The sequence below is a fragment of the Pseudomonas sp. RT4P38 genome, assembly GCF_054897765.1.
Window position 1 is genome coordinate 5959701 of sequence record NZ_CM142703.1, and the last position, 23574, is coordinate 5983274.

General features: G+C 59.6%; 19 protein-coding genes. 17 read left to right on the plus strand and 2 right to left on the minus strand.

The window, feature by feature from the left end; all coding sequences use genetic code 11:
* Positions 1 to 25 precede the first annotated feature (25 nt).
* On the plus strand, positions 26 to 343 hold the full coding sequence (locus ACYZT7_RS27695) for a Rieske (2Fe-2S) protein (RefSeq protein ID WP_462038995.1): 318 nt from the start codon (positions 26 to 28) through the stop codon (positions 341 to 343).
* Here ACYZT7_RS27695 and sfsA read toward each other — a convergent pair.
* Positions 340 to 1053: a DNA/RNA nuclease SfsA gene (sfsA, locus tag ACYZT7_RS27700; RefSeq protein WP_462038996.1), complete on the minus strand. Its 714-nt coding sequence runs from the start codon at positions 1051 to 1053 to the stop codon at positions 340 to 342. The two genes, ACYZT7_RS27695 and sfsA, sit on opposite strands and share 4 nt — an antisense overlap.
* Positions 1053 to 2225: a pyridoxal phosphate-dependent aminotransferase gene (locus tag ACYZT7_RS27705; protein ID WP_462038997.1), complete on the minus strand. Its 1173-nt coding sequence runs from the start codon at positions 2223 to 2225 to the stop codon at positions 1053 to 1055. The genes sfsA and ACYZT7_RS27705 overlap by 1 nt, the downstream gene beginning before the upstream one ends.
* A gap of 333 nt (positions 2226 to 2558) precedes the next feature.
* On the opposite strand from ACYZT7_RS27705, the gene dksA reads away from it, so the two are divergent.
* The 16 genes from dksA (at position 2559) to ACYZT7_RS27785 (ending at position 23334) form a co-directional block, all read left to right on the plus strand.
* Positions 2559 to 2999 (plus strand): RNA polymerase-binding protein DksA, encoded by a 441-nt coding sequence (dksA, locus tag ACYZT7_RS27710; protein WP_045059401.1) that lies wholly within the window; start codon positions 2559 to 2561, stop codon positions 2997 to 2999.
* A 205-nt stretch (positions 3000 to 3204) separates the two neighbouring features.
* Positions 3205 to 4101 (plus strand): tRNA glutamyl-Q(34) synthetase GluQRS, encoded by an 897-nt coding sequence (gene gluQRS, locus ACYZT7_RS27715; RefSeq protein ID WP_462038998.1) that lies wholly within the window; start codon positions 3205 to 3207, stop codon positions 4099 to 4101.
* Positions 4102 to 4178: 77 nt separating this feature from the next.
* The gene (locus ACYZT7_RS27720) at positions 4179 to 4355 is read left to right on the plus strand and encodes a hypothetical protein (RefSeq protein WP_003176118.1); all 177 of its coding nucleotides are present in this window, start codon (positions 4179 to 4181) and stop codon (positions 4353 to 4355) included.
* Positions 4339 to 7293: a sensor histidine kinase gene (locus ACYZT7_RS27725; protein ID WP_185752803.1), complete on the plus strand. Its 2955-nt coding sequence runs from the start codon at positions 4339 to 4341 to the stop codon at positions 7291 to 7293. Before ACYZT7_RS27720 ends, ACYZT7_RS27725 begins: the two co-directional genes overlap by 17 nt.
* Positions 7294 to 7315: 22 nt before the next feature.
* Positions 7316 to 8752, plus strand: a complete 1437-nt coding sequence (locus ACYZT7_RS27730; protein ID WP_462038999.1) for a sigma-54-dependent transcriptional regulator — start codon at positions 7316 to 7318, stop codon at positions 8750 to 8752.
* 710 nt (positions 8753 to 9462) lie between these two features.
* Positions 9463 to 10863, plus strand: a complete 1401-nt coding sequence (locus ACYZT7_RS27735) for a polynucleotide adenylyltransferase PcnB (protein ID WP_462039000.1) — start codon at positions 9463 to 9465, stop codon at positions 10861 to 10863.
* 3 nt (positions 10864 to 10866) lie between these two features.
* Positions 10867 to 11352: a 2-amino-4-hydroxy-6-hydroxymethyldihydropteridine diphosphokinase gene (folK, locus tag ACYZT7_RS27740; RefSeq protein WP_462039001.1), complete on the plus strand. Its 486-nt coding sequence runs from the start codon at positions 10867 to 10869 to the stop codon at positions 11350 to 11352.
* Between the two features lie 255 nt (positions 11353 to 11607).
* Positions 11608 to 12408, plus strand: coding sequence for a 3-methyl-2-oxobutanoate hydroxymethyltransferase (panB, locus tag ACYZT7_RS27745; RefSeq protein ID WP_449645882.1), 801 nt, complete (start codon positions 11608 to 11610; stop codon positions 12406 to 12408).
* The gene (gene panC / locus ACYZT7_RS27750; RefSeq protein ID WP_462039002.1) at positions 12405 to 13265 is read left to right on the plus strand and encodes a pantoate--beta-alanine ligase; all 861 of its coding nucleotides are present in this window, start codon (positions 12405 to 12407) and stop codon (positions 13263 to 13265) included. Before panB ends, panC begins: the two co-directional genes overlap by 4 nt.
* 196 nt (positions 13266 to 13461) lie before the next feature.
* On the plus strand, positions 13462 to 13842 hold the full coding sequence (panD, locus tag ACYZT7_RS27755) for an aspartate 1-decarboxylase (protein ID WP_003228271.1): 381 nt from the start codon (positions 13462 to 13464) through the stop codon (positions 13840 to 13842).
* 229 nt (positions 13843 to 14071) lie between these two features.
* Complete coding sequence (gene pgi / locus ACYZT7_RS27760; RefSeq protein WP_462039003.1) at positions 14072 to 15736, plus strand: glucose-6-phosphate isomerase; 1665 nt, start codon at positions 14072 to 14074, stop codon at positions 15734 to 15736.
* A 190-nt stretch (positions 15737 to 15926) separates the two neighbouring features.
* Complete coding sequence (gene acs, locus ACYZT7_RS27765) at positions 15927 to 17864, plus strand: acetate--CoA ligase (protein WP_462039004.1); 1938 nt, start codon at positions 15927 to 15929, stop codon at positions 17862 to 17864.
* A 66-nt stretch (positions 17865 to 17930) separates the two neighbouring features.
* The gene (locus tag ACYZT7_RS27770) at positions 17931 to 18803 is read left to right on the plus strand and encodes an oxygenase MpaB family protein (protein WP_462039005.1); all 873 of its coding nucleotides are present in this window, start codon (positions 17931 to 17933) and stop codon (positions 18801 to 18803) included.
* 173 nt (positions 18804 to 18976) lie between these two features.
* The gene (locus ACYZT7_RS27775) at positions 18977 to 19993 is read left to right on the plus strand and encodes a class I SAM-dependent rRNA methyltransferase (RefSeq protein ID WP_462039006.1); all 1017 of its coding nucleotides are present in this window, start codon (positions 18977 to 18979) and stop codon (positions 19991 to 19993) included.
* A gap of 93 nt (positions 19994 to 20086) precedes the next feature.
* A complete protein-coding gene (locus tag ACYZT7_RS27780) occupies positions 20087 to 23038 on the plus strand; it encodes a DUF748 domain-containing protein (protein ID WP_462039007.1) in 2952 nt (983 codons plus the stop codon).
* A complete protein-coding gene (locus ACYZT7_RS27785) occupies positions 23038 to 23334 on the plus strand; it encodes a DUF2845 domain-containing protein (protein ID WP_462039008.1) in 297 nt (98 codons plus the stop codon). The genes ACYZT7_RS27780 and ACYZT7_RS27785 overlap by 1 nt, the downstream gene beginning before the upstream one ends.
* The last annotated feature ends 240 nt before the right edge of the window (positions 23335 to 23574 follow it).

Consider the following 23574-nt stretch of genomic DNA (forward strand, 5'->3'; position numbering starts at 1 on the left):
CGAGCCGCCGGACTTGAGGATAGACATGAAGTTTCTTTGTGCAGGCGTTGAACTGGCCGATGCCAGCAGTCGCGGCTTCGACATCGACGGCCAGAAGCTCTTTGCCGTGCGCCGTGGCGGTCAGGCTTACGTTTACATCAATCGCTGCCCACACCGTGGCGTCGGACTGGAATGGAAACCCGACCAGTTTCTCGACCCCAGCAACAGCCTGATCCAGTGCGCGACCCACGGCGCACTGTTTCTGATCGAAGACGGGGAATGCGTCGCTGGCCCTTGCGCCGGGCAGTCCCTGACCACCGTCGCGTGCAACGAAGACGAGCAAGGGATCTGGATCAGCCTTTAATCGTTGAGCAACACGCCCAGACGCCGATCGACCACCATTTCTTCGTGGGTCAAGTGCACACCATAGGCCAGCACCTCGACCCCACACGACACCGCCTCACGCAAAGCTGCGGCGTAGGCCGAATCGATTTCTTCTGCAGGACGCACGGCGTCGATGCCGCTGAGATTGACGCAATACAACTGCACCGCACGAATTCCGTCCCGAGCCAAATGCGCCAATTCACGCAAATGCTTGGCCCCGCGCTGGGTCACAGCATCGGGAAAGGCCGCCACTGAAGACCCATCGAAACCCAAAGTGACGCTTTTGACTTCCACATAAGCAGGCCCGCTCGGGTAATCGAGACGGAAATCGATGCGGCTGCTTTCCTGACCGTAGGCCACTTCGCGCTTCAACTCGGAAAAGCCGTTCAATTCGGTGATGACACCGGCTCGCAGTGCCTCCTCGATCAAGCCGTTGGCCCGCCCGGTGTTCACGCAAAACAAGCGTCCCTGCGGCGTTTCGCCGATTTCCCAGGTGCCAGGCAACTTGCGCTTGGGGTCGTTGGAACGGCTGAACCAGACCTGCCCGCCCTCCACCTGGCAATTGAGCATCGAGCCGGTGTTCGGGCAGTGAATGGTCAGCAACTCGCCGCTAACGGTTTCGATATCGGCGAGAAAACGCTTGTAACGACGAATCAAACGGCCTTCTTCGAGGGGAGGATGAAAACGCATCAGCCTTGCCAGCTCTTCAAGCCGCGAGCAATCCTCTCGACCGCCTCCTGTAGGCGCGGCAGGCTTTGGGTGTAGGCAAACCGCACGTGATGCCCGGCTTGATAACGGCCAAAGTCCAGACCGGGGGTAATCGCCACATGCTCGGTTTCGAGGAAATGCCTGCAGAACGCGAAGGCATCGCCGCCGAACTTGCTGATATCGGCGTACAAGTAGAACGCGCCTTCGGGTTCCACAGCGATACCGAAGCCCAGCGCCCGTAGAGCTGGCAGGAGGAAATCACGACGACGACCAAATTCGGCGCGACGCTCTTCGAGAATGGCAATGGTCGCGGGTTCGAAGCACGCCAACGCGGCGTGCTGGGCCATGCTCGGGGCGCTGATGTAGAGGTTCTGGGCGAGTTTTTCCAGCTCACCGACCGCCGCTTCCGGCGCCACCAGCCAGCCAAGGCGCCAGCCGGTCATGCCGAAATACTTTGAAAAACTATTCAGCACAAAGGCGCTGTCATCGACTTCCAGCACGCTGGCCGCATCAGTGCCATAAGTCAGACCGTGATAGATCTCGTCCACCACCAGATGACCGTGGCGTGCCTTGATCGCGGCAGACAGACCTGCCAATTCATCGCGGGTCAGGATCGTCCCGGTCGGGTTCGCCGGCGATGCCACCAGGGCGCCGACGCTGTCGTGATCCCAATGGCGTGCAATCAGGTCCGGCGTCAGCTGATATCGCACGTCCGGGCCTACAGGGACAAGCTGCGCAGCGCCTTCCACCAGCCGCAGGAAATGCCGGTTGCACGGGTAACCCGGGTCCGCCAGCAGCCAGTGTTTGCCTGGGTCTACCAGTAAGGCACTGGCCAGCAGCAGCGCGCCAGAACCGCCAGGGGTGATAAGGATTCGCTGCGGATCGATGTTCAGCCCATAACGCTGCTGATAAAAGCCTGAAATGGCCACGCGCAACTCGGGAATACCCCGCGCCGCGGTGTAACGGGTCTTCCCCGCCGTCAATGCGGCCTGGCCGGCCTGAATGATCGGCTCGGCGGTGGTGAAGTCTGGCTCGCCGATTTCCAGGTGGATCACGTCGTGGCCAGCCGCTTGCAGTTCATTGGCCCGCGCCAGCAGCGCCATGACATGGAAAGGTTCGATCGCGCGACTGCGGGCACTGTAGGGCTGAGCCATTAGCCTTCCTTCAACGGGGGAAAAAATTGATTCTACCCAAGCGCAGGAACGAGCGAGAACCTAAAGCGGTCAGACGCGTTATAACCCTGGCCACAAACGACTCGAGCGTGTGCCCCAGGTTTGACTAAAATCAATATTTGATCAGGTCTCCAGCACCGCCAGACAAGGCTTGGCAATCATTTGCAAGCACCGCGGGCCACTACCTCGACATCCGGGAGTAGCGCGGTCCGATTTGATCTGGTAAGTTCGCCCGCTTGCAGCCGCAGGGCCGGCAGGTGTCGGTGATGGAGCAATCCTGCGCAATGGATTACAAGAGTAGAGGCGGTCCATTTCATGCCCACCCAAGCAAAGCAGCAAAACCAGTCGATCAGCGGCTTCGAACCCTACCAGGCAGTAAAGGGCGAGGAGTACATGGGCAAACCCATGCGCGCTCACTTCACCAAGATCCTGAATAAGTGGAAACAGGACTTGATGCAGGAAGTCGACCGTACGGTTGATCACATGAAAGACGAAGCGGCCAACTTCCCGGACCCGGCAGACCGTGCCAGCCAGGAAGAAGAATTCAGCCTCGAGCTGCGTGCCCGCGACCGCGAGCGCAAGTTGATCAAGAAGATCGACAAGACGCTGCAACTGATCGAAGACGAAGAATATGGCTGGTGCGAGTCCTGCGGCGTCGAAATTGGCGTCAAGCGACTGGAAGCCCGCCCTACCGCCGACATGTGCGTTGACTGCAAAACCCTGGCGGAAATCAAGGAAAAGCAAGTCGGTAAGTAATCTCGACTTGAACGAAAAAACGGAGCGTGCGAACGCTCCGTTTTTGTTTCCGGCATTCGCTGATATTTGTTGCGTCTTCGGAATTGCCTTCGCGAGCAAGCTTCGCTCCTACAAAGGCTGGCGCAATCTTCTGTAGGAGCGAAGCTTGCTCGCGAAGGCGGCTTCAAGCCATGCTCAAAACGATTGGACAGCCTGACATCGCCTTATGACCGCCATCGCTTCCCCCACCTACATCGGGCGCTTCGCCCCCACGCCCAGTGGACATCTGCATTTCGGTTCGCTGGTCGCAGCGCTGGCCTCGTACCTCGATGCGCGTTCGGTGGGGGGCTGCTGGCTGATGCGCATGGAAGATCTCGATCCGCCACGGGAAGAACCCGGTGCTCAAGCGGCAATCCTTAACGCCCTGGAAAGCTACGGTTTCGAGTGGGATGGCGAAATGGTCCGACAGAGCGACCGGCACGATGCCTACGCCGAAGTCCTCAATCGCCTGTTCAATCACGGTCTGGCCTACGCGTGCACCTGCTCGCGCAAAACACTTGCGCCCTATCACGGGATTTATCCGGGACTGTGCCGCAATGCCGGCCACGGCACTGAAAATGCCGCGATTCGCCTGCGCGTCCCCGAGCTTGAATACCACTTCATCGACCGGGTGCAAGGCGAATACCGCCAACACCTGGGCCGGGAGGTCGGCGATTTCGTGATCCGCCGCCGCGACGGGCTTTACGCCTATCAGTTGGCCGTGGTGCTGGACGATGCCTGGCAAGGTATCACCGACATTGTTCGTGGCGCCGACCTGCTCGACTCCACGCCGCGCCAGCTCTACTTGCAAGAACTGCTCGGCCTGCCGCAACCGCGCTACCTGCATATCCCGCTGATTACCCAGCCCGATGGCAACAAACTCGGCAAGTCCTACCGTTCGCCGCCGTTGACCGAAGATCAGGCGACCCCGTTGTTGCTGCGTGCATTGCGCGCATTGGGGCAGAACCCCGGTGCCGAGTTGGCTTATGCCACACCACGGGAAGTGCTGAACTGGGGTATTGCCCACTGGGATGCATTATTGATTCCGCGCACGCTCAACCTGCCCGAAGCGCAATTACAGTGATCACACTTGCAGTGGCGCGCCCATCCGTTACCATCCCCGCACGTTTTCGGGCACGCGCATAAAAAAGAGAGGCCGGGATGTACATCTATCGCTTGGTCCTGCTCCTGGTAGTGGGGATTTATCTGTTCTCCCCGGCCATCATGGATTGGTGGATCGACGCCACTGGCGCCTGGTATCGCCCTTATCTGCTCTGGCTGATTCTGATCGTCGTGACCTTCATTCTGCAGAGCCAAAAAGATGCCGATGAGCTTTAGCCTGACCCAGATGATCCTGATCAGCGCCGCGTACCTGGCGGTGCTGTTCGGCGTAGCCTGGGTCAGCGAACGGGGCATGATCCCCCGGGCGATCATTCGCCACCCGCTGACGTACACCCTGTCGCTGGGGGTTTATGCCAGTGCCTGGGCGTTTTACGGCACCGTGGGCCTGGCCTATCAATACGGCTACGGTTTTCTGTCCAGTTACCTCGGGGTGTCCGGCGCGTTCCTGCTGGCGCCGGTGCTTTTGTATCCGATCCTGAAAATCACCCGCACGTATCAGCTGTCGTCGCTGGCCGATCTGTTCGCCTTCCGCTTTCGCAGCACCTGGGCCGGTGCGCTGACCACGATCTTCATGCTGATCGGGGTGCTGCCGCTGCTGGCCTTGCAAATTCAGGCGGTCGCCGACTCCATCGGCATCCTCACCCGTGAGCCGGTGCAGCATCGCGTGGCGCTGAGCTTCTGCGCACTGATTACGCTGTTCACGATTTTTTTCGGCTCCCGCCACATTGCCACCCGCGAGAAACACGAGGGCCTGGTGTTCGCGATTGCTTTCGAGTCGGTGATCAAATTGATCGCCATTGGCGGCGTCGGCCTGTATGCCCTTTATGGCGTGTTCGACGGCCCGCAACAGCTGGAACTGTGGCTGCTGCAAAACCAGACCGCCCTCGCCGCGCTGCACACGCCATTGCAGGAAGGTCCATGGCGCACGTTGCTACTGGTGTTCTTCGCCTCGGCGATCGTGATGCCGCACATGTACCACATGACGTTTACCGAAAACCTCAACCCTCGCTCACTGGTCAGTGCGAGCTGGGGCTTGCCGCTGTTCCTGCTGCTGATGAGCCTGGCGGTACCGCTGATTCTCTGGGCCGGACTGAAACTTGGCGCCACCACCAACCCTGAATACTTCACGCTGGGCATCGGCATCGCGGCCAACAGCAAGGCCCTGGCGCTATTGGCCTATATCGGCGGATTGTCGGCGGCCAGCGGGCTGATCATCGTCACCACCCTGGCGCTGTCCGGGATGGCGCTGAACCACCTGGTGCTGCCGCTCTATCAGCCGCCGGCCGAAGGCAACATCTATCGTTGGTTGAAGTGGACCCGTCGGGCGCTGATCGTTGCGATCATCATGGCCGGTTACGGTTTTTACCTGCTGCTGGGTGCTGAGCAGGACCTGGCCAACCTCGGCATCGTGGCGTTTGTGGCTACGTTGCAATTCCTGCCGGGCGTACTCTCGGTTCTGTATTGGCCGACCGCCAACCGCCGTGGCTTTATCGCCGGTTTGCTCGCGGGGATTCTGGTATGGCTGGTGACCATGCTGCTGCCGCTGGTGGGCAACCTGCAGGGTTTCTACATTCCGCTGCTGAATATGATCTATGTGCTGGACGACACCAGTTGGCACATGGCGGCGATCGCGTCGCTGGCCGCCAACGTGCTGATGTTCACCCTGATCTCGCTGTTCACCAACGCCAGCAGCGAAGAGGCCAGCGCGGCGGAAGCCTGCGCCGTGGACAACGTGCGCCGGCCGCAACGCCGCGAACTGCACGCCGCCTCACCCCAGGAGTTCGCTACGCAGCTTGCAAAACCATTGGGCGCGAAAGCAGCACAGAAAGAAGTCGAACAAGCCCTGCGCGACCTCTATCTGCCGTTCGATGAGCGCCGGCCTTACGCCTTGCGCCGATTGCGCGACCGCATCGAAGCCAACCTCTCCGGCCTGATGGGGCCGAGCGTGGCTCAGGACATGGTCGAGACATTCCTGCCTTATAAGGCCGGTGGCGAAAACTACGTCACCGAAGACATCCACTTCATCGAGAGTCGCCTCGAGGACTACCACTCGCGCCTGACCGGGCTTGCCGCCGAACTCGATGCCCTGCGCCGCTATCACCGCCAGACCTTGCAGGAATTGCCGATGGGCGTTTGCTCTCTGGCCAAGGACCAGGAAATCCTCATGTGGAACAAAGCCATGGAGGAGCTGACCGGGATTGCCGCGCAGCGTGTGGTCGGCTCGCGCCTGAGTACCATCGCCGATCCGTGGAAAGAGCTGCTGCAAGGCTTCATCAATCTGCCGGACGAACATTTGCACAAACAGCACCTGGCCCTCGACGGCCAGACCCGCTGGTTGAACCTGCACAAAGCGGCGATCGATGAACCGCTCGCACCGGGTAACAGCGGTTTGGTGTTGCTGGTAGAAGACCTGACCGAAACCCAGATGCTCGAAGACAAACTGGTGCACTCCGAGCGTTTGGCCAGCATCGGCCGACTGGCCGCCGGCGTGGCCCATGAAATCGGCAACCCGATTACCGGTATCGCCTGCCTGGCGCAAAACCTGCGCGAAGAGCGCGAAGAAGACAGCGAACTGAAGGAAATCAGCGGGCAGATCCTGGAGCAGACCAAACGCGTGTCGCGTATCGTTCAGTCGCTGATGAGTTTCGCCCACGCTGGCAGTCATCAGCACAGCGACGAGCCCGTCTGTCTGGCGGAAGTGGCCCAGGATGCGATAGGCCTGCTGGCGCTGAACCGACGTAATTTCGAGGTGCAGTTCTACAACCTGTGCGACCCCGATCACTGGGTCGAAGGCGACCCGCAGCGCCTCGCGCAAGTACTGATCAACTTGCTCTCAAACGCCCGCGACGCCTCGCCTCCCGGCAGTGCGGTGCGCGTCAAAAGCGAAGCCGGCGAACACACGGTCGATTTGATCGTGGAGGACGAAGGCAGCGGTATTCCGAAGAACATCATGGATAGATTGTTCGAACCTTTCTTCACCACCAAGGATCCTGGCGAAGGCACCGGTCTGGGCCTTGCACTGGTCTATTCCATCGTTGAAGAGCATTATGGACAAATCACCATCGACAGCCCGGCTGATGTTCAAAGCCAACGCGGCACCCGTATCCGGGTGACCTTGCCGCGTCATGTCGAAGCGACGTCCGCTGTGAACTGAGACCGTCGAGAGTATCGAATCAATGCCGCACATTTTGATCGTCGAAGACGAAACAATTATCCGCTCCGCCTTGCGCCGCCTGCTGGAACGTAACCAGTACCAGGTCAGCGAAGCCGGTTCAGTGCAGGAAGCACAAGAACGCTTCACCATCCCCACGTTCGACCTGATCGTCAGTGACCTGCGCCTGCCTGGCGCGCCTGGCACCGAGTTGATCAAACTCGGCCAGGGCACTCCGGTGCTGATCATGACCAGCTACGCCAGCCTGCGTTCGGCGGTCGACTCGATGAAGATGGGCGCGGTCGATTACATCGCCAAGCCTTTTGATCACGACGAGATGCTCCAGGCCGTCGCGCGAATCCTGCGCGACCGGCAGTCAGTGCAAGCCAGCGGTGAACCGGTCGCCGGCAAAGCCGGTAATGGCGCCGCGAAACCGGGCGCCAGCAACAACAACGGCGAAATCGGCATCATCGGCTCCTGCCCGCCTATGCAGGATCTGTACAGCAAGATCCGCAAAGTCGCGCCAACCGACTCCAATGTCCTGATCCAGGGCGAATCCGGCACCGGTAAAGAACTGGTCGCGCGCGCCCTGCACAATCTGTCCAAACGCGCCAAGGCGCCGATGATTTCGGTGAACTGCGCCGCCATTCCGGAAAGCCTGATCGAGTCCGAACTGTTCGGCCACGAAAAAGGCGCGTTCACTGGCGCCAGCGCCGGGCGTGCCGGTCTGGTGGAAGCGGCCGACGGCGGCACCTTGTTCCTCGACGAAATCGGCGAACTGCCACTGGAAGCCCAGGCCCGCCTGCTGCGCGTGCTGCAGGAAGGTGAAATTCGTCGTGTGGGTTCGGTGCAGTCCCAGAAAGTCGATGTGCGCCTGATCGCCGCGACTCACCGCGACCTCAAGAGCCTGGCGAAGATCGGCCAGTTCCGTGAAGACTTGTATTACCGCCTTCACGTGATCGCCCTGAAGCTGCCGGCCCTGCGCGAGCGCGGCGCGGACGTCAACGAAATTGCCACCGCGTTCCTGGCGCGGCAGAGCGCGCGGGTCAACCGCACCGACCTGAAGTTCGCCCCGGATGCCGAGCAGGCGATTCGTCATTACGCCTGGCCGGGTAACGTTCGAGAGCTGGAAAACGCAGTAGAACGTGCGGTCATCCTGTGCGAGAGCCCGGAAATTTCCGCCGAGCTGCTGGGTATCGACATCGAACTGAGCGATCTGGAAGACGATGACTTCATCGGCCTGGCGCCCCAACAGGGCAACAACGCAAACAACACCAGCCACGAGCCGACCGAGGACCTGTCACTGGAAGACTACTTCCAGCACTTCGTACTCGAGCATCAGGACCACATGACCGAAACCGAATTGGCACGCAAACTCGGGGTCAGCCGCAAATGCCTGTGGGAACGTCGTCAGCGCCTAGGCATCCCGAGGCGCAAGACCGGGGTCGCCAGCGAAAGCTGAATGTCACCTGTCTGATGCGTGGGTAACACGTGACCTTGTGAAAAAACTGTTACCTCAGATTTTTCACGTAACAGAAGCCGGGGCTTACGGTAACGAAGCCCCGGTTTTTTTTGGCCTCTGAAAACCTCATCAGCCGGCCTAACCCTTTGTTTTGCTGGGCTTCACAAAAGTTGGCACGCACCCTGCTATATGTTCAGTACAAGAACAATAACAAGCAATGCACAAGACAATAAAAATAAGACGAATCGACTCACGCACAATAAAAACAAGACGGCGAGAGGCGCAGCTAACTGATTCTTTTGGAGAGGCGTTGTATTTGGGGCTTGCCCCACGACCAGGCCGAGAACAATAAAAACTGTCACAAGACAGAGCCTGCACTGGTTGGATCGCAAGATCACTGCAACACAGCGACCAAAGCAATCCGTTTGCTCTTGGCTCCCGATTGGGAGGGTCATGAAGGAAAAACTTCATGGCGAGGGCACTCAACAAAAACAAGAAGCCCGAATCAAAAATAAAAATAGAGCATGCAACTACTTTCTTGGGGAGCTTCGGCTCCCCTTGTAGTTTCTGGCGTTTAGACACGCCAATCGGCACCCCCTTCAAGCGCTTGCGCAGCTTCCTACACCATCCCCCGACTAAATGCTAGAATCCCCGCCCATCATGCGGTCATTCTTCGTTTTGGCCGAACATTCCTTCAAACAGTGCATCCCATGCTGAAGAAGCTGTTCCAGTCATTCCGTTCTCCCAAGCGTCATACGCAACACATTCGCAGTACGCCTGAAGTGCTCAACAGCGGCCAACATTCGCTGCAAAAGGCCCAATTCAGTCGCTACGCGGTGAACATCGTCGAACGCCTGCAGAACGCCGGTTACCAGGCTTATCTGGTCGGCGGCTGTGTGCGTGACATGCTGCTCGGCATCACGCCAAAAGATTTCGACGTCGCCACCAGTGCCACACCTGAACAGGTGCGGGCCGAGTTCCGCAACGCGCGGATTATCGGTCGTCGCTTCAAGCTGGTGCACATCCACTTTGGCCGCGAAATCATCGAAGTCGCGACCTTCCGCGCCAATCACCCGCAAAACGATGAAGAGGAAGACAGCAACCAGTCCTCGCGCAACGAGAGCGGGCGCATCCTGCGCGATAACGTCTACGGCACGCTGGAAGAAGATGCGCAACGCCGCGACTTCACCATCAACGCCTTGTATTACGATCCGGTCAGCGAGCGCATCCTCGACTACGCCAACGGCGTACACGACATTCGCAATCACCTGATCCGCCTGATCGGCGATCCAAAGCAACGTTACCAGGAAGACCCGGTACGGATGCTGCGAGCCGTGCGCTTCGCCGCCAAGCTGAATTTCGGCATCGAAAAGCACAGCGCCGCGCCAATCCGCGACCTGGCGTCGATGCTGCGCGAGATTCCGTCGGCCCGCCTGTTCGAAGAAGTGCTCAAGCTGTTCCTCTCCGGCCATGCCGCGGACACCTTTGAGATGCTGGTCGACCTGCAGCTGTTCGATCCGCTGTTCCCGGCCAGTGCCGAGGCGCTGGAATATAACCCGACGTACACCCACACGCTGATCAGCGAAGCGTTGATCAACACCGACCTGCGGATCAAACAGAACAAACCGGTGACCCCGGCGTTCCTGTTTGCGGCCCTGCTCTGGCCTGCCCTGCCGGCCCGCGTACTGCGCCTGCAAGAACGTGGCATGCCGCCGATTCCGGCCATGCAGGAAGCCGCTCATGAGCTGATCGCCGAACAGTGCCAGCGCATCGCGATTCCGAAACGCTTCACCATGCCGATCCGCGAGATCTGGGACATGCAGGAGCGTCTGCCACGCCGCAGCGGCAAGCGCGCCGACCTGTTGCTGGACAACCCGCGGTTCCGTGCCGGTTACGACTTCCTGCTGCTGCGCGAAAGCGCCGGTGAGCAGACCGATGGCCTGGGCGAATGGTGGACGGACTATCAGGACGCCAACGACAGCGAACGTCGCGACATGATCCGCGACCTCAGCGGCAAGGATGACGGCACCGGCGCTCCACGCAAACGTCGCCGCAGCGGTGGCGCCAAGCGCAAACGCACCGCAGGCGCACCGAGCACCACGGGCGAGTAATCCATGGAACGCATCTACATCGGCATGGGCAGCAATCTGGCTGACCCCGCCGAACAATTGCGCAGCGCCGTCGAGGCGCTGGCGCAGTTGCCGCAGACCAAACTGATCGGGGTATCCGGGTTTTATCAGAGCGACTCGCTGCTGCCCGGCCAACCGCGTTACACCAACGCGGTCGCCGCCCTCGACAGCACGCTTGCGCCATTGGACCTGCTTGATGCGCTGCAAGTAATCGAGAACGGACAGGGCCGCGAGCGCCTTGAACGCTGGGGGCCGCGTACGCTGGATCTCGACATCGTATTGTTCGGTGATCGGCTGATCGATGAACCTCGCCTCAAGGTGCCTCACTACCACATGCAAGAACGAGCTTTTGTTCTCTATCCACTAGCCGAGCTGACGCCTGCGGATTTGCGTCTGGCCGATGGTCGCAGCCTGAGTGATTTACTCGCTGCCTGCCCGTTCGTCGGGCTGGAACGCCTTCCGGCCTGCTGAGTGGGCGCCGTCACAAATCCTGCTGAATCGCATCAGTTCCCCCGGTAACACCCTTAGCGTAACAACGCGGTAACACACGCAATTGACTTCCCGAGTTCTCCTCACGACTATAGGCGTCCCGCTGCCGCCAACACGGCGCTGAAGGGCGCAATCCAGGCCTTAAAAGCACGACAACAGACCGTGCGCCTGTATTTAACGAAGAATCACGCGCGTTACTCGCAGTAGTTTCCACAGCGCCTGAATGAGGAACTTTTCATGCCAGCCATCACCCTGACCACTCTGCAAGGTCTCAAGCAAAAAGGTGAAAAAATCACCATGCTGACCTGCTATGACGCGACCTTCGCCCACGCCTGCAATGAAGCGGGCGTCGAAGTGTTGCTGGTGGGCGACTCCCTTGGCATGGTTTTGCAAGGTCACGACAGCACCCTGCCAGTCACTACCGCAGAAATGGCTTACCACGTGGCGGCCGTCAAACGCGGTAACACCGACGCTTTGATCCTCGCCGACCTGCCCTTCATGGCCTACGCCACCACCGAACAAGCCATGACCAACAGCGCCCTGTTGATGCAGGCCGGTGCGCACATGGTCAAAGTTGAAGGTGCACTGTGGCTGGCGGACTCGATCCGTCTGCTGGCCGAACGCGGTATCCCGGTGTGCGCGCACATGGGGCTGACACCGCAATCGGTGAACATTCTGGGCGGTTACAAAGTCCAGGGTCGCAGCGAGAACCAGGCGCGGCAAATGCGTGCCGACGCCATCGCACTGGAGCAGGCCGGTGCATCCATGTTGCTGCTCGAGTGCGTACCGAGCGAACTGGCTCAGGAAATAACCCAGGCTGTGGGCATTCCGGTAATCGGCATCGGCGCCGGCAGCGGCACCGACGGCCAGGTATTGGTTCTGCACGACATGCTCGGCCTGTCGATCACTGGCCGTGTGCCGAAGTTCGTGAAGAACTTCATGGCCGGGCAACAAAACATTCAAGCGGCGATTGGCGCTTACGTCACTGAAGTCAAAGCGGCGACTTTCCCAGGTATCGAACACGGATTCTCTGCATGAACACCGTAAAAACCGTACGCGAATTGCGGGCCGCCGTGGCCCGTGCCCGTGGCGAAGGCAAGCGAATCGGCTTCGTGCCGACCATGGGCAACCTGCACAGCGGTCATGTTGCACTGATTACCAAAGCCACCCAACGGGTGGATTTCGTGGTCGCGAGCATTTTCGTCAACCCGCTGCAGTTCGGCGCCGGCGAAGACCTCGACAAGTACCCGCGCACCCTCGCGGCCGATCAGGAGAAACTGCTCCAGGCCGGTTGCCACTTGCTGTTCGCGCCAACTGCTGAAGAAATGTACCCCGACGGCATCGCCGGGCAGACCCGCGTCAGTGTTCCACAACTCTCCGAGGGCCTCTGCGGCGCCAGTCGTCCCGGGCATTTCGAAGGTGTGGCGACGGTGGTCACGAAGCTGTTCAACATGGTCCAGCCGGACCTGGCAATCTTTGGCCAGAAAGACTTCCAGCAACTGGCAGTGATCCGCGCCCTGGTGCATGACCTGAACATGCCGATCCAGATCATCGGCGAACCGACGGTACGTGCAGCCGATGGCCTGGCGCTGTCGTCGCGCAATGGTTTCCTCAGCGAAGAACAGCGGGCCGTTGCGCCGGTTCTGTATCGCGGTTTAAACCAGATTGCTGACGCGATCAAACAGGGCGAGCGGGATTTCCCGACCTTGATCGGCGCGCAGATCAAGCAGCTTGAAGCGGCCGGTTTGCGTCCTGATTATCTGGAAATTCGTCATGCCCTGACGTTGCGTCCGGCCACCCCGGTGGATCGGGATCTGGTGATTCTGGTGGCGGCATTTCTGGGTACTACGCGGTTGATCGATAACCTCCACCTCAACCTCGACGCATCTAACTGAACGCACTTTATCCCTGTGGGAGCGAGCTTGCTCGCGATAGCGGATTAACATTCAACATTGATGTTGGCTGATCCTCCGCAATCGCGAGCAAGCTCGCTCCCACAGGGGTTCAGCGGTGACTCCACACCCCGTATTGCTGGCCCTGAAGCCTTTGGGCACAATGCCCGCCGTTCGATTCCGACCTGGGAAAACACTCATGCACGCCATCATGCTCAAGGCCAAGCTGCATCGCGCCGAAGTCACCCACGCTGTACTCGATTACGAAGGTTCTTGCGCCATCGACGGCGAATGGCTGGACCTGTCCGGCATCCGTGAATACGAGCAGATCCAGATCTACAACGTCGACAATGGCGAACGCTTCACCACCTACGCGATCCGTGGTGAAGAAGGTTCGCGCATGATCTCGGTCAACGGTGCAGCCGCACACAAGGCCAAGGTTGGCGACCGCGTGATCATCTGCGCCTACGCCCACTACAGCGAAGCCGAACTGCTCAACTTCAAGCCACGCATGCTCTACATGGCGCCGGGTAATGAACTGAGCCACACCAGCAATGCCATTCCGGTTCAGGTCGCCTGATCCCGTCTTAGTCCATTCCCCTTCCGTTTGTCGGACCGTTCCCTGCTCAATGTATAAAAAAGTACCGGGAACGGGTCAGACAAAGTCAAGACAGATCGCAGCGCGAGGTTTACTGTATTCGCCCTGTGTCATGAAATCGTGTCGACGCAGTTGACCGGACGCCCACCCACAGCGCTCCGGGATTTTTTGTGTTCAAAAGGCCGTTCAAGTAAAAAGGAAACCCGCAGCGATGGCGTATTACCGCACCCCTCACGACGTTACCGCTCTGCCCGCCTGGCAAGCGTTGAATGATCACCGCCAAGCCATGCAAGATTTCAGCATGCGCGAAGCGTTTAATGCCGATCCGCAGCGCTTCACCCAATTCACCCTCAGCAGCTGCGGCCTGTTTCTCGATTATTCGAAGAACCTGATCAACGCCGAGACCCGCGATCTGCTGGTGGGCCTGGCCAACGAAGTCGATCTCCAGGGCGCGATCAAAGCGCTGTTCGAAGGCGAAATCGTCAACTCCTCCGAAGGCCGCCCCGCCTTGCATACCGCGCTACGCCGTCCGGTTGGCGACAAGCTGTCGGTGAACGGCGTCAACGTGATGCCGGAAGTGCACAAGGTCCTGAACCAGATCACCGACCTCGTGGGCCGTATCCACGACGGTCTGTGGCGCGGTTACACCGAGAAGCCGATCACTGACGTGGTAAACATCGGCATCGGTGGCTCGTTCCTCGGCCCGGAGCTGGTCTCTGAAGCACTGTTGTCCTACGCCCAGAAGGGCGTGCGCTGCCATTACCTGGCGAACATCGACGGCAGTGAGTTCCACGAGCTGACCATGAAACTGCGCGCCGAAACCACGCTGTTCATCGTTTCGTCGAAATCCTTCAACACCCTCGAAACCCTGAAGAATGCCCAGGCCGCACGCGCCTGGTACCTGGCTCAGGGTGGTTCGGAAGCCGAGCTGTATCGTCACTTCATCGCCGTCTCCAGCAACAATGCAGCGGCTGTGGCATTCGGGATCCGCGAAGAAAACATCTTCCCGATGTGGGACTGGGTTGGCGGCCGTTACTCGTTGTGGTCGGCCATCGGTTTGCCAATTGCCCTGGCCATCGGCATGTCGAACTTCAAGGAACTGCTTTCCGGTGCCTACACCATGGACCAGCACTTCCAGAGCACGCCTTTCGATCAGAACATGCCGGTGCTACTGGCCTTGCTCGGCATCTGGTATGGCAACTTCTGGGGCGCGCAGAGCCACGCGATCCTGCCGTACGACCATTACCTGCGCAACATCACCAAGCACTTGCAACAGCTGGACATGGAATCCAACGGCAAGAGCGTGCGCCAGGACGGCACTCCGGTGTCCACCGACACGGGTCCTGTGATCTGGGGTGGCGTCGGCTGCAACGGTCAGCATGCGTATCACCAGTTGCTGCATCAGGGCACTCAACTGATCCCGGCCGACTTCATCGTGCCGATCGTCAGCTTCAACCCGGTGTCCGACCACCACCAGTGGCTGTACGCCAACTGCCTGTCGCAAAGCCAGGCGCTGATGCTGGGCAAGACCCTTGCCGAGGCCGAAGCCGAGTTGCGCGACAAAGGCATGAGCGAAGAAGACGTACAAAAACTCGCGCCACACAAAGTGATCCCGGGCAACCGTCCGAGCAATACGTTGGTGGTCGAACGCATCAGCCCGCGCCGTCTCGGCGCATTGGTGGCGATGTACGAACACAAAGTCTTCGTGCAAAGCGTGATCTGGGGCATCAACGCCTTCGACCAGTGGGGCGTGGAGCTGGGTAAAGAGCTGGGCAAAGGCGTTTACAACCGCCTGGTCGGCAGCGAAGAAACCCCGGCTGACGATGCTTCAACCCAAGGCCTGATCAACTACTTCCGCGGTCGTCACCGCGGTTAAGTTACTTAGACCCGATCCCCTGTGGGAGCGAGCTTGCTCGCGATGGCGGACTGACAGTCAACATCTCAGTTGAATGTTATGCCGCCATCGCGAGCAAGCTCGCTCCCACAGTTGTTTTGTGTATGACTTGAACCCGTTGGTCACTCGGCGCATCTTTATCTTTGTCGCAAAACAAGAATAAGGAACCGTCATGTTCGATATCAGCACGTTCCCCCAAGCCGATGCCGTCCGCCGGGCTGCACAATTAAGTCAAGACGACTACAAGCGCCTGTACCGCCAATCCATCGAACACCCCAGCACCTTCTGGGCCGAACAGGCCACACGCTTTCTCGACTGGAGTAAGCCGTGGGATACCGTCCAGCGCTATAACCTGAAAACCGGTGAGGCGAGCTGGTTCGCCGGCGGAAAGTTGAATGTCAGTTACAACTGCATCGACCGTCACCTGGAAAAGCGCGGTGATCAAATCGCGATCATCTGGGAAGGTGACGATCCTGCCGAATCCGCGCAGATCACTTACAAAAAACTCCATCACAACGTCTGTCGCCTGGCCAACGTGCTCAAAAGCCGTGGCGTGAAGAAAGGCGACCGCGTGTGCATCTACATGCCGATGATCCCCGAAGCCGCCTACGCCATGCTCGCCTGCACGCGCATTGGTGCGGTGCATTCGGTGGTGTTCGGTGGTTTCTCTCCGGACTCCGTGCGTGACCGGATTCTCGATGCCGACTGCCGCACTGTGATCACCGCCGATGAAGGCGTGCGCGGCGGTAAATTCGTGCCGCTCAAGCAGAAAGTCGACAAGGCGCTGCAAAGTTGTCCGAACGTCAGCACTGTCATCGTGGTCGAGCGCACTCAGGGCGAAGTGGACTGGGTCGAGGGCCGGGACATCTGGTATCACCAGGCGCTGCGTGACGTCAGCGACGACTGCCCGCCTGAGCCGATGGGCGCTGAAGACCCGCTGTTTATCCTCTACACCTCCGGCAGCACCGGCAAACCCAAAGGTGTGTTGCACACCACCGGCGGCTACCTGCTGCAAGCGGCGATGACCTTCAAGTACGTGCTCGACTACCGCGACGACGAAGTTTTTTGGTGCACCGCCGATGTCGGCTGGGTCACCGGCCACAGCTACATCGTCTACGGTCCGTTGGCCAACGGCGCGACCACGCTGATTTTCGAAGGTGTGCCGAGCTACCCGAGCAGTTCGCGCTTCTGGCAGGTGATCGACAAGCACCACGTCAACATCTTCTACACCGCCCCGACTGCCTTGCGTTCGCTGATGCGTGAAGGCCCCGAACCGTTGAAGGAAACCTCCCGCGCGAGCCTCAGACTACTCGGCAGCGTCGGTGAGCCGATCAACCCGGAAGCGTGGGATTGGTACTTCAACGTCGTCGGCGAACAGCGTTGTCCAATCGTCGATACCTGGTGGCAGACCGAAACCGGCGGCATCATGCTCAGCCCGCTGGTCAGCGCTCAACGGATCAAACCCGGCTGCGCCACGCAACCGATGTTCGGCGTGCAACCGGTGTTGCTGGATGAAACGGGCAAGGAGATAAAAGGCGCCGGCAGCGGCGTGCTGGCGATCAAGTCCAGCTGGCCGGCGCAGATCCGCAGCGTCTACGGCGACCCGCAACGAATGGTCGACACCTATTTCAAGCCCTACCCCGGTTATTACTTCACCGGCGACGGCGCCCGGCGCGACGAAGACGGCGACTATTGGATTACCGGTCGCATTGACGACGTGATCAACGTTTCCGGGCACCGCATCGGCACCGCGGAAGTGGAAAGCGCATTGGTGCTGCACGACAGCATCGCCGAAGCGGCGGTGGTCGGTTATCCGCATGACGTCAAGGGTCAGGGCATTTACGCCTTCGTCACCCCCATGAACGGCACCGAGCCCAGTGACGAACTGAAGAAAGCACTGCTCGCTCACGTCAGCGAGGAAATCGGCAGCTTCGCCAAACCGGACCTGATCCAGTGGGCGCCGGCCTTGCCGAAAACCCGTTCGGGCAAGATCATGCGGCGCATTCTGCGCAAGATCGCCTGCAATGAACTGGACAGCCTGGGTGACACCTCGACCCTGGCCGACCCGAGCGTGATCCAGGAGTTGGTCGATAAACGCCTGAATCAATAAGTTCATGCTTTAAACTTCCCCGCGCGGCCCATAACAGCCGCGCCTTTTTTTCGCCACTGAGTCGCCATGGAATTCATCCGCACCCGCATCGAAACCCAGATCATGAGCCTGACCGGTCTGTCCCTGGGCAAGCTCGACCTGGAAAACCCCAAGGGCGATCCCGGCCTGTTCGGGCCGGATTCGGTGAGTTGGCAAGTTCACGGCGACTTCAGCAGCATGCTGATCGGCGGCATCAGCGCCCTGATGCTGCAAGCCCTGCATCCACTGGCCCTGGCCGGGATCTGGGACCATTCGAATTTTCGCGAGGACATGATTGGCCGACTGCGCCGCACCGGGCAGTTCATTTCCGGCACCACCTTCGGTTCGCGAAAGGACGCCGACTGGCTGATCGAGAAAGTCCGCACCGTCCACTTGCAAGTGACCGGTACTGCACCGGATGGCCGGCCTTACGCCGCCAGCGATCCCGATCTGTTGACCTGGGTGCACGTGGCCGAAGTCAGCAACTTCCTCGCGGCCCATTTGCGTTACCGCAATCCCAACCTTTCCCTTGCTGATCAGGACCGTTACTACGCGGAAATCGCGCTGGTTGCCGAACGGCTCGGCGCCCGTGACGTGCCGCGTTCGCGGCAGGAAATTGCTGATTACCTTGAGCGCATTCGCCCACAACTGCTGTGCGACGAGCGCAGTCGCGAAGTGGTGCGGCTGTTGCTGAACGCCCCCTCCCCCAGTCGTTTGGCCAGGCCTTTCGGCGGTTTGATGATGCAGGCCGGGATCGACCTGCTGCCGGACTGGGCCAGTGACATGCTGGGTGTCCAACAGAGCCCGCTGCAACGCAAGCTGATCCGCGCCAGCGTCAACCGCAGCACGCCGATGCTGCGTTGGGCGGTGCGTAACGGCTCGGTGCACCGGGCGAAACGCCGGATGGGGTTGTTGACCTGAAAACCGCTTAAAAGCTTCGTCGGAACGCCGCCCGGAGCAAGCTCGCTCCCACATTGGACTGATGAACGACACAAATCCCCTGTGGGAGCGAGCTTGCTCGCGATGGCAGCACCTCGGTCCCGCGCCAAGCTGTTAAACTCCCGCGCCAAATTCCCTCCTGCAAGGCGCCCAGCATGTCTTCCTTGAATCAGGCGCTGCGCGCCGCCCTCGATCGTCGCCAGGACTTGCTCGCCGAACTGCATCAGCAAGGCACCGATTGCTATCGCCTGTTCCATGGCAGCCAGGAAGGCGCCGGCGGCCTGACGATCGACCGCTACGGCCCGCAATTGCTGGTGCAAAGCTTTCACCAGTCGCTGGAACGTGATGCGTTGCTGCATTTGCACGAAACCATCAATCAACACCTGGGCCTCGAAACGCTGCTGGTCTACAACGATCGCTCCCGGGGCAACTCGCGCATCGTCCGCGAAGACACCGTCTACCGCTCCGACGAGGCCGCCCTGCAAGACCTGATCGGCCACGAATGGGGGCTCAATTACCGGGTTCGCGGTCGCCATGCCGGCCAGGATCCGCTGCTGTTCCTCGACCTGCGCAATACACGCGGCTGGGTCAAGCAGCACAGCAAAAACAAAAGTGTGCTGAACCTGTTCGCCTACACCTGTGGCGTCGGCCTCAGTGCGGCAGCCGGTGGCGCGAGCGAAGTCTGCAACCTCGACTTCGCTGAGGGCAACCTGGCTGTCGGCCGCGAGAACGGTCTGCTCAATCCCCAGTTGCCGACCATGGAATTCATCCAGTCGGACTATTTCCCGGCCATCCGCCAATTGGCCGGCCTGCCGATCAGCCAGCGCCGCGGGCAGAAACTGCCAAGCTATCAACGTCTGGAACAGCGTCAGTACGACCTGGTGCTGCTGGATCCTCCAGCCTGGGCCAAGAGCGCTTTCGGCACCGTCGACTTGTTGCGCGACTATCAGAGCCTACTGAAGCCAGCACTGCTGACCACCGCCGACAATGGCGTGCTGATCTGCTGCAATAACCTGGCAAAAGTCAGCATGGACGACTGGCGCGAGCAAGTTTTGCGTTGTGCAGAGAAAGCCGGCCGGCCGGTGCGCGAGTGGACAGTGATGAAACCGAGCGGCGATTTTCCGTCAATGGATGAGCAGCCGCCGCTGAAAACCCTGATTCTGCAGCTCTGAAATTCGTCCGCAAAATCAGATAAATCCTATAAAGCATGATCACTTCGGAACCGGAAACGCGTGCCATACTCCAACGCACTCCGATTCAGACAGATGAAGCCGCACATGCCCAAAGGATTGATTCGCGCTATTGGCGCTCTGTTGACCGCTCTAGCCCTCTACAGCCTGCTGGGGTTTCTGATTTTGCCGGGCATCGCGTTAAGGGTGGCCAACCAACAATTGGCCAGTTACGCGACGACGCCCGCCACGATTCAGCGGATCGAACTCAACCCGTTCAGCCTTGAAGTCACCCTTTGGGGACTGATCATCGGCGAGCCGGGCAAGGAACAGGTCGGCTTCGAGCGCCTGTACGCCAACCTGCAGATCGACAGCCTCTGGACCAAGGCGCTGCACCTGTCCGATATAGAAATAGACAAACCCAAAACCGAAATCCTCTTCGGCAAGGACGGTAAGCTCAATCTGCTTGGCCTGTTCAAAATCCCCGCAAGCGAGCCGACACCCGCCGACCCGAACGCCAAACCGTTCCCGTTGCGCATCGAGCGCATCAAACTCGCCAGTGGTTATGTGCACTTCCAGGATGCGCGGCCCAGCGAGCCCATTGAATTCCTCTACGACAAACTCGATTTCGAGTTGAAGAACCTCAGCACCCTGCCAGAAGACAGTGCCGACATGACCTTGATGGCCGTTGGCCCGGGAGGCGGGCAGCTTGACTGGACCGGAAATTTCAGCCTGATCCCGATCGCCTCCGAAGGTAAGCTGAAAATCACCGATGGCAAGATGAAATCCTTTTGGCCCTATGTGCGTGACTCGGTGCCACTGGTACTCGAAGACGGCGTCATGAGCCTCAGCACCGACTACAAACTCAACCTGTCCAAGGAAACCGAACTGCTGTTGAGCAACGTCGCCGTCAGCATCGCGCCGTTCGCGATCAAAGCACCAGACGGTCGACCGCTGGCGAAACTCGAGCGCCTGGACATCAGCGAAACCACCGTCGACCTGGCCAAGCAGCAAGTGGTCGTCGGCAAGATCCGTAGCCAGAAACTGGAAACCTGGGCCGCCCTCGAAGCCGACGGGCAACTCGATTGGCAGAAACTGTTCGCCAGCCAACCGTCCAAACCGGCCGCCAAGGCCAACGCCGAACCGGCCAGCACCCCGGCAGCTGCCGATTCACCGAAACCCGACCCGGCGCCACCGAGCAAGCCATGGCAAGTGCTGCTCAAAGACGTGCAACTGCGCAATTACCAAGTGCATCTGGCTGATCGCAAGGCGCAACCCGCCGTCGCGTTGGATGTCGGCCCGTTGAACCTGGACCTGCAGAATTTCGACAGCCTGAATGGCTCGCCTTTTAACCTCAGGCTCGACACCGGTCTGGGCAAGCAAGGCAAGATCACGGCAGATGGCGTAGTCAATCTCGCCCCCGTCAGCGCCAAGTTAAACGTGCAGACCAAGGACATCGACCTGCGCGTGGCCCAGTCCTACATCAACCCGTTCATTCGCCTGGAACTGCGCAGCGGCATGCTTGGCAGTGATCTGGCGGTCGATCTGAAAAGCACCGAGCCGCTGGCGTTCAGCGTCACAGGCAAAGCCCAGGTCGATCAACTGCATACCCTCGATACCCTCAAAACCCGCGACTTTCTCAAGTGGCAGCAGTTGGTGCTCGAAGGCCTGAATTATCAACACGGCGATAGTCTGTCGATCAACAAGGTCACCCTGTTCCAGCCTTATGCGCGCTTCATGATTAATGATGACCGCACCACTAACGTCGATGACTTGCTGATCCCGCAACCGGTCGACTCCGGTGCCAAGACCGCGGCGGTCAAACCTGCCAGCAAGGAAAAACCGCTGGGCATCCACATTGGCGGCATTGCCATCAATGACGGCTCGGCCAACTTCGCCGACTTCAGCCTGACCCCGAACTTCGCCACTGCCGTTCAACAGCTCAACGGGCAGATCGGCACCATCGACAGCCGTCAGGCGAAACCTGCGACCGTGGACATCAAAGGCAAGGTCGACCGCTATGCGCCGGTGACCATCAAGGGCTCGGTCAATCCGTTCGACCCGATGGCCAGCCTCGACATCACCACCAGCTTCAAACGGGTGGAACTGACCACGCTGACGCCCTACTCCGGCAAGTTCGCCGGCTACCGAATCCGCAAGGGCCGACTCAATCTCGACCTGCACTACCTGATCACCAAGGGCCAGCTCAAGGCCGAAAACAAAGTGGTGGTCGAGCAGTTGCAACTGGGGGAGAAAGTTGACAGTCCGGACGCCGTGAGCCTGCCGCTGAAACTGGCGATCGCGTTGCTCAAGGACGTCGACGGCAAAATCTCCATTGAGCTACCGGTGACCGGCGACCTGAACAACCCGCAGTTCAGCATCATGCCGATTGTCTGGCAGACCCTGCGCAACCTGATCGTCAAAGCCGCCGCGGCGCCGTTCAAAATGATTGGCGGGTTGGTCAGTGGCGGTGGTTCGCAAGATTTGGGCACTGTCTCGTTTGCGCCAGGTTCAAGCGACCTGAGCAAGGAGACCGAGGGTTCGTTGGTCAAACTGTCCCAGGCCCTCAAGGAACGTCCGGCCTTGCGCCTGGAAATCGAAGGCACGGCTGCCGCAAGCAGCGATGGCCCGCTGATCGCCGAGCAACGTTTGGAACGGGAATACCAATACAACTACTACAAGATGCTCCAGCGCCGCGGTGACAAGGTGCCGGCCCAGGCTTCGTTGGTGCAAGTGCCGGACAGCGAGAAAGGTCCGCTGCTGGAAGGGATCTACCGCACGCGCCTGAAAACTCAACCTCCTGCCGAATGGAAGGACCTGGGCAAGGAAGAACGCACTGCAAAAATGCGCGAGGGCGTGATCAAGTTCTGGAGTTCCAGCGACGTTCTCTTACGCCAGCTGGGCCAGGAACGCGCCAGCAGCATCAAGGACTATCTGGTCGACAAGGCTCAGTTGGCCGATGACCGCGTGTACTTCATCGACGCTAACCTTGGCGAAGCGGAAAGTGACGGCCGGGTGGTTACGCCGTTGCATCTGGATGCCGAGTGATGGGCGCGAAATGGCTGATGAGCCTGGCACTGGCAATGGCCGCCAGTCAGGCCTCGGCAGCCGATACCCTGCGCTGCGGCAGTCAATTGGTCAGTGTCGGGGACCGGTCCAGTGAAGTGCTGCACAAATGCGGTGAACCGGTCAGCCGTGATCTGTTGGGCTACAAGCGCAGCGCTAACCGACGGGAAGAGTTTCAAGTCGAGGAATGGACCTACGGACCCAACGGCGGGATGTACCAGTACCTGCGTTTTGAAGGTAATCGTTTGAAGCAGATCACCAGCAAGCGCGGTAACTGAACCCACCACAATCTTATGTAAGCCCCAGTCAATGTGGGAGCGAGCTTGCTCGCGATTGCTGACTAACATTCGACACCTATGTTGAATGAAAGACCACAATCGCGAGCAAGCTCGCTCCCACAGTTGTTTTGCGTCGCTCACAAATAGAACAGGCCCCTGACACGAATGCCCGAGGCCTGTAATGGCCACATCCTTATGGCCTTTCGCATGAACTCTCCAGAAGCGGCAGACGTATTGCTC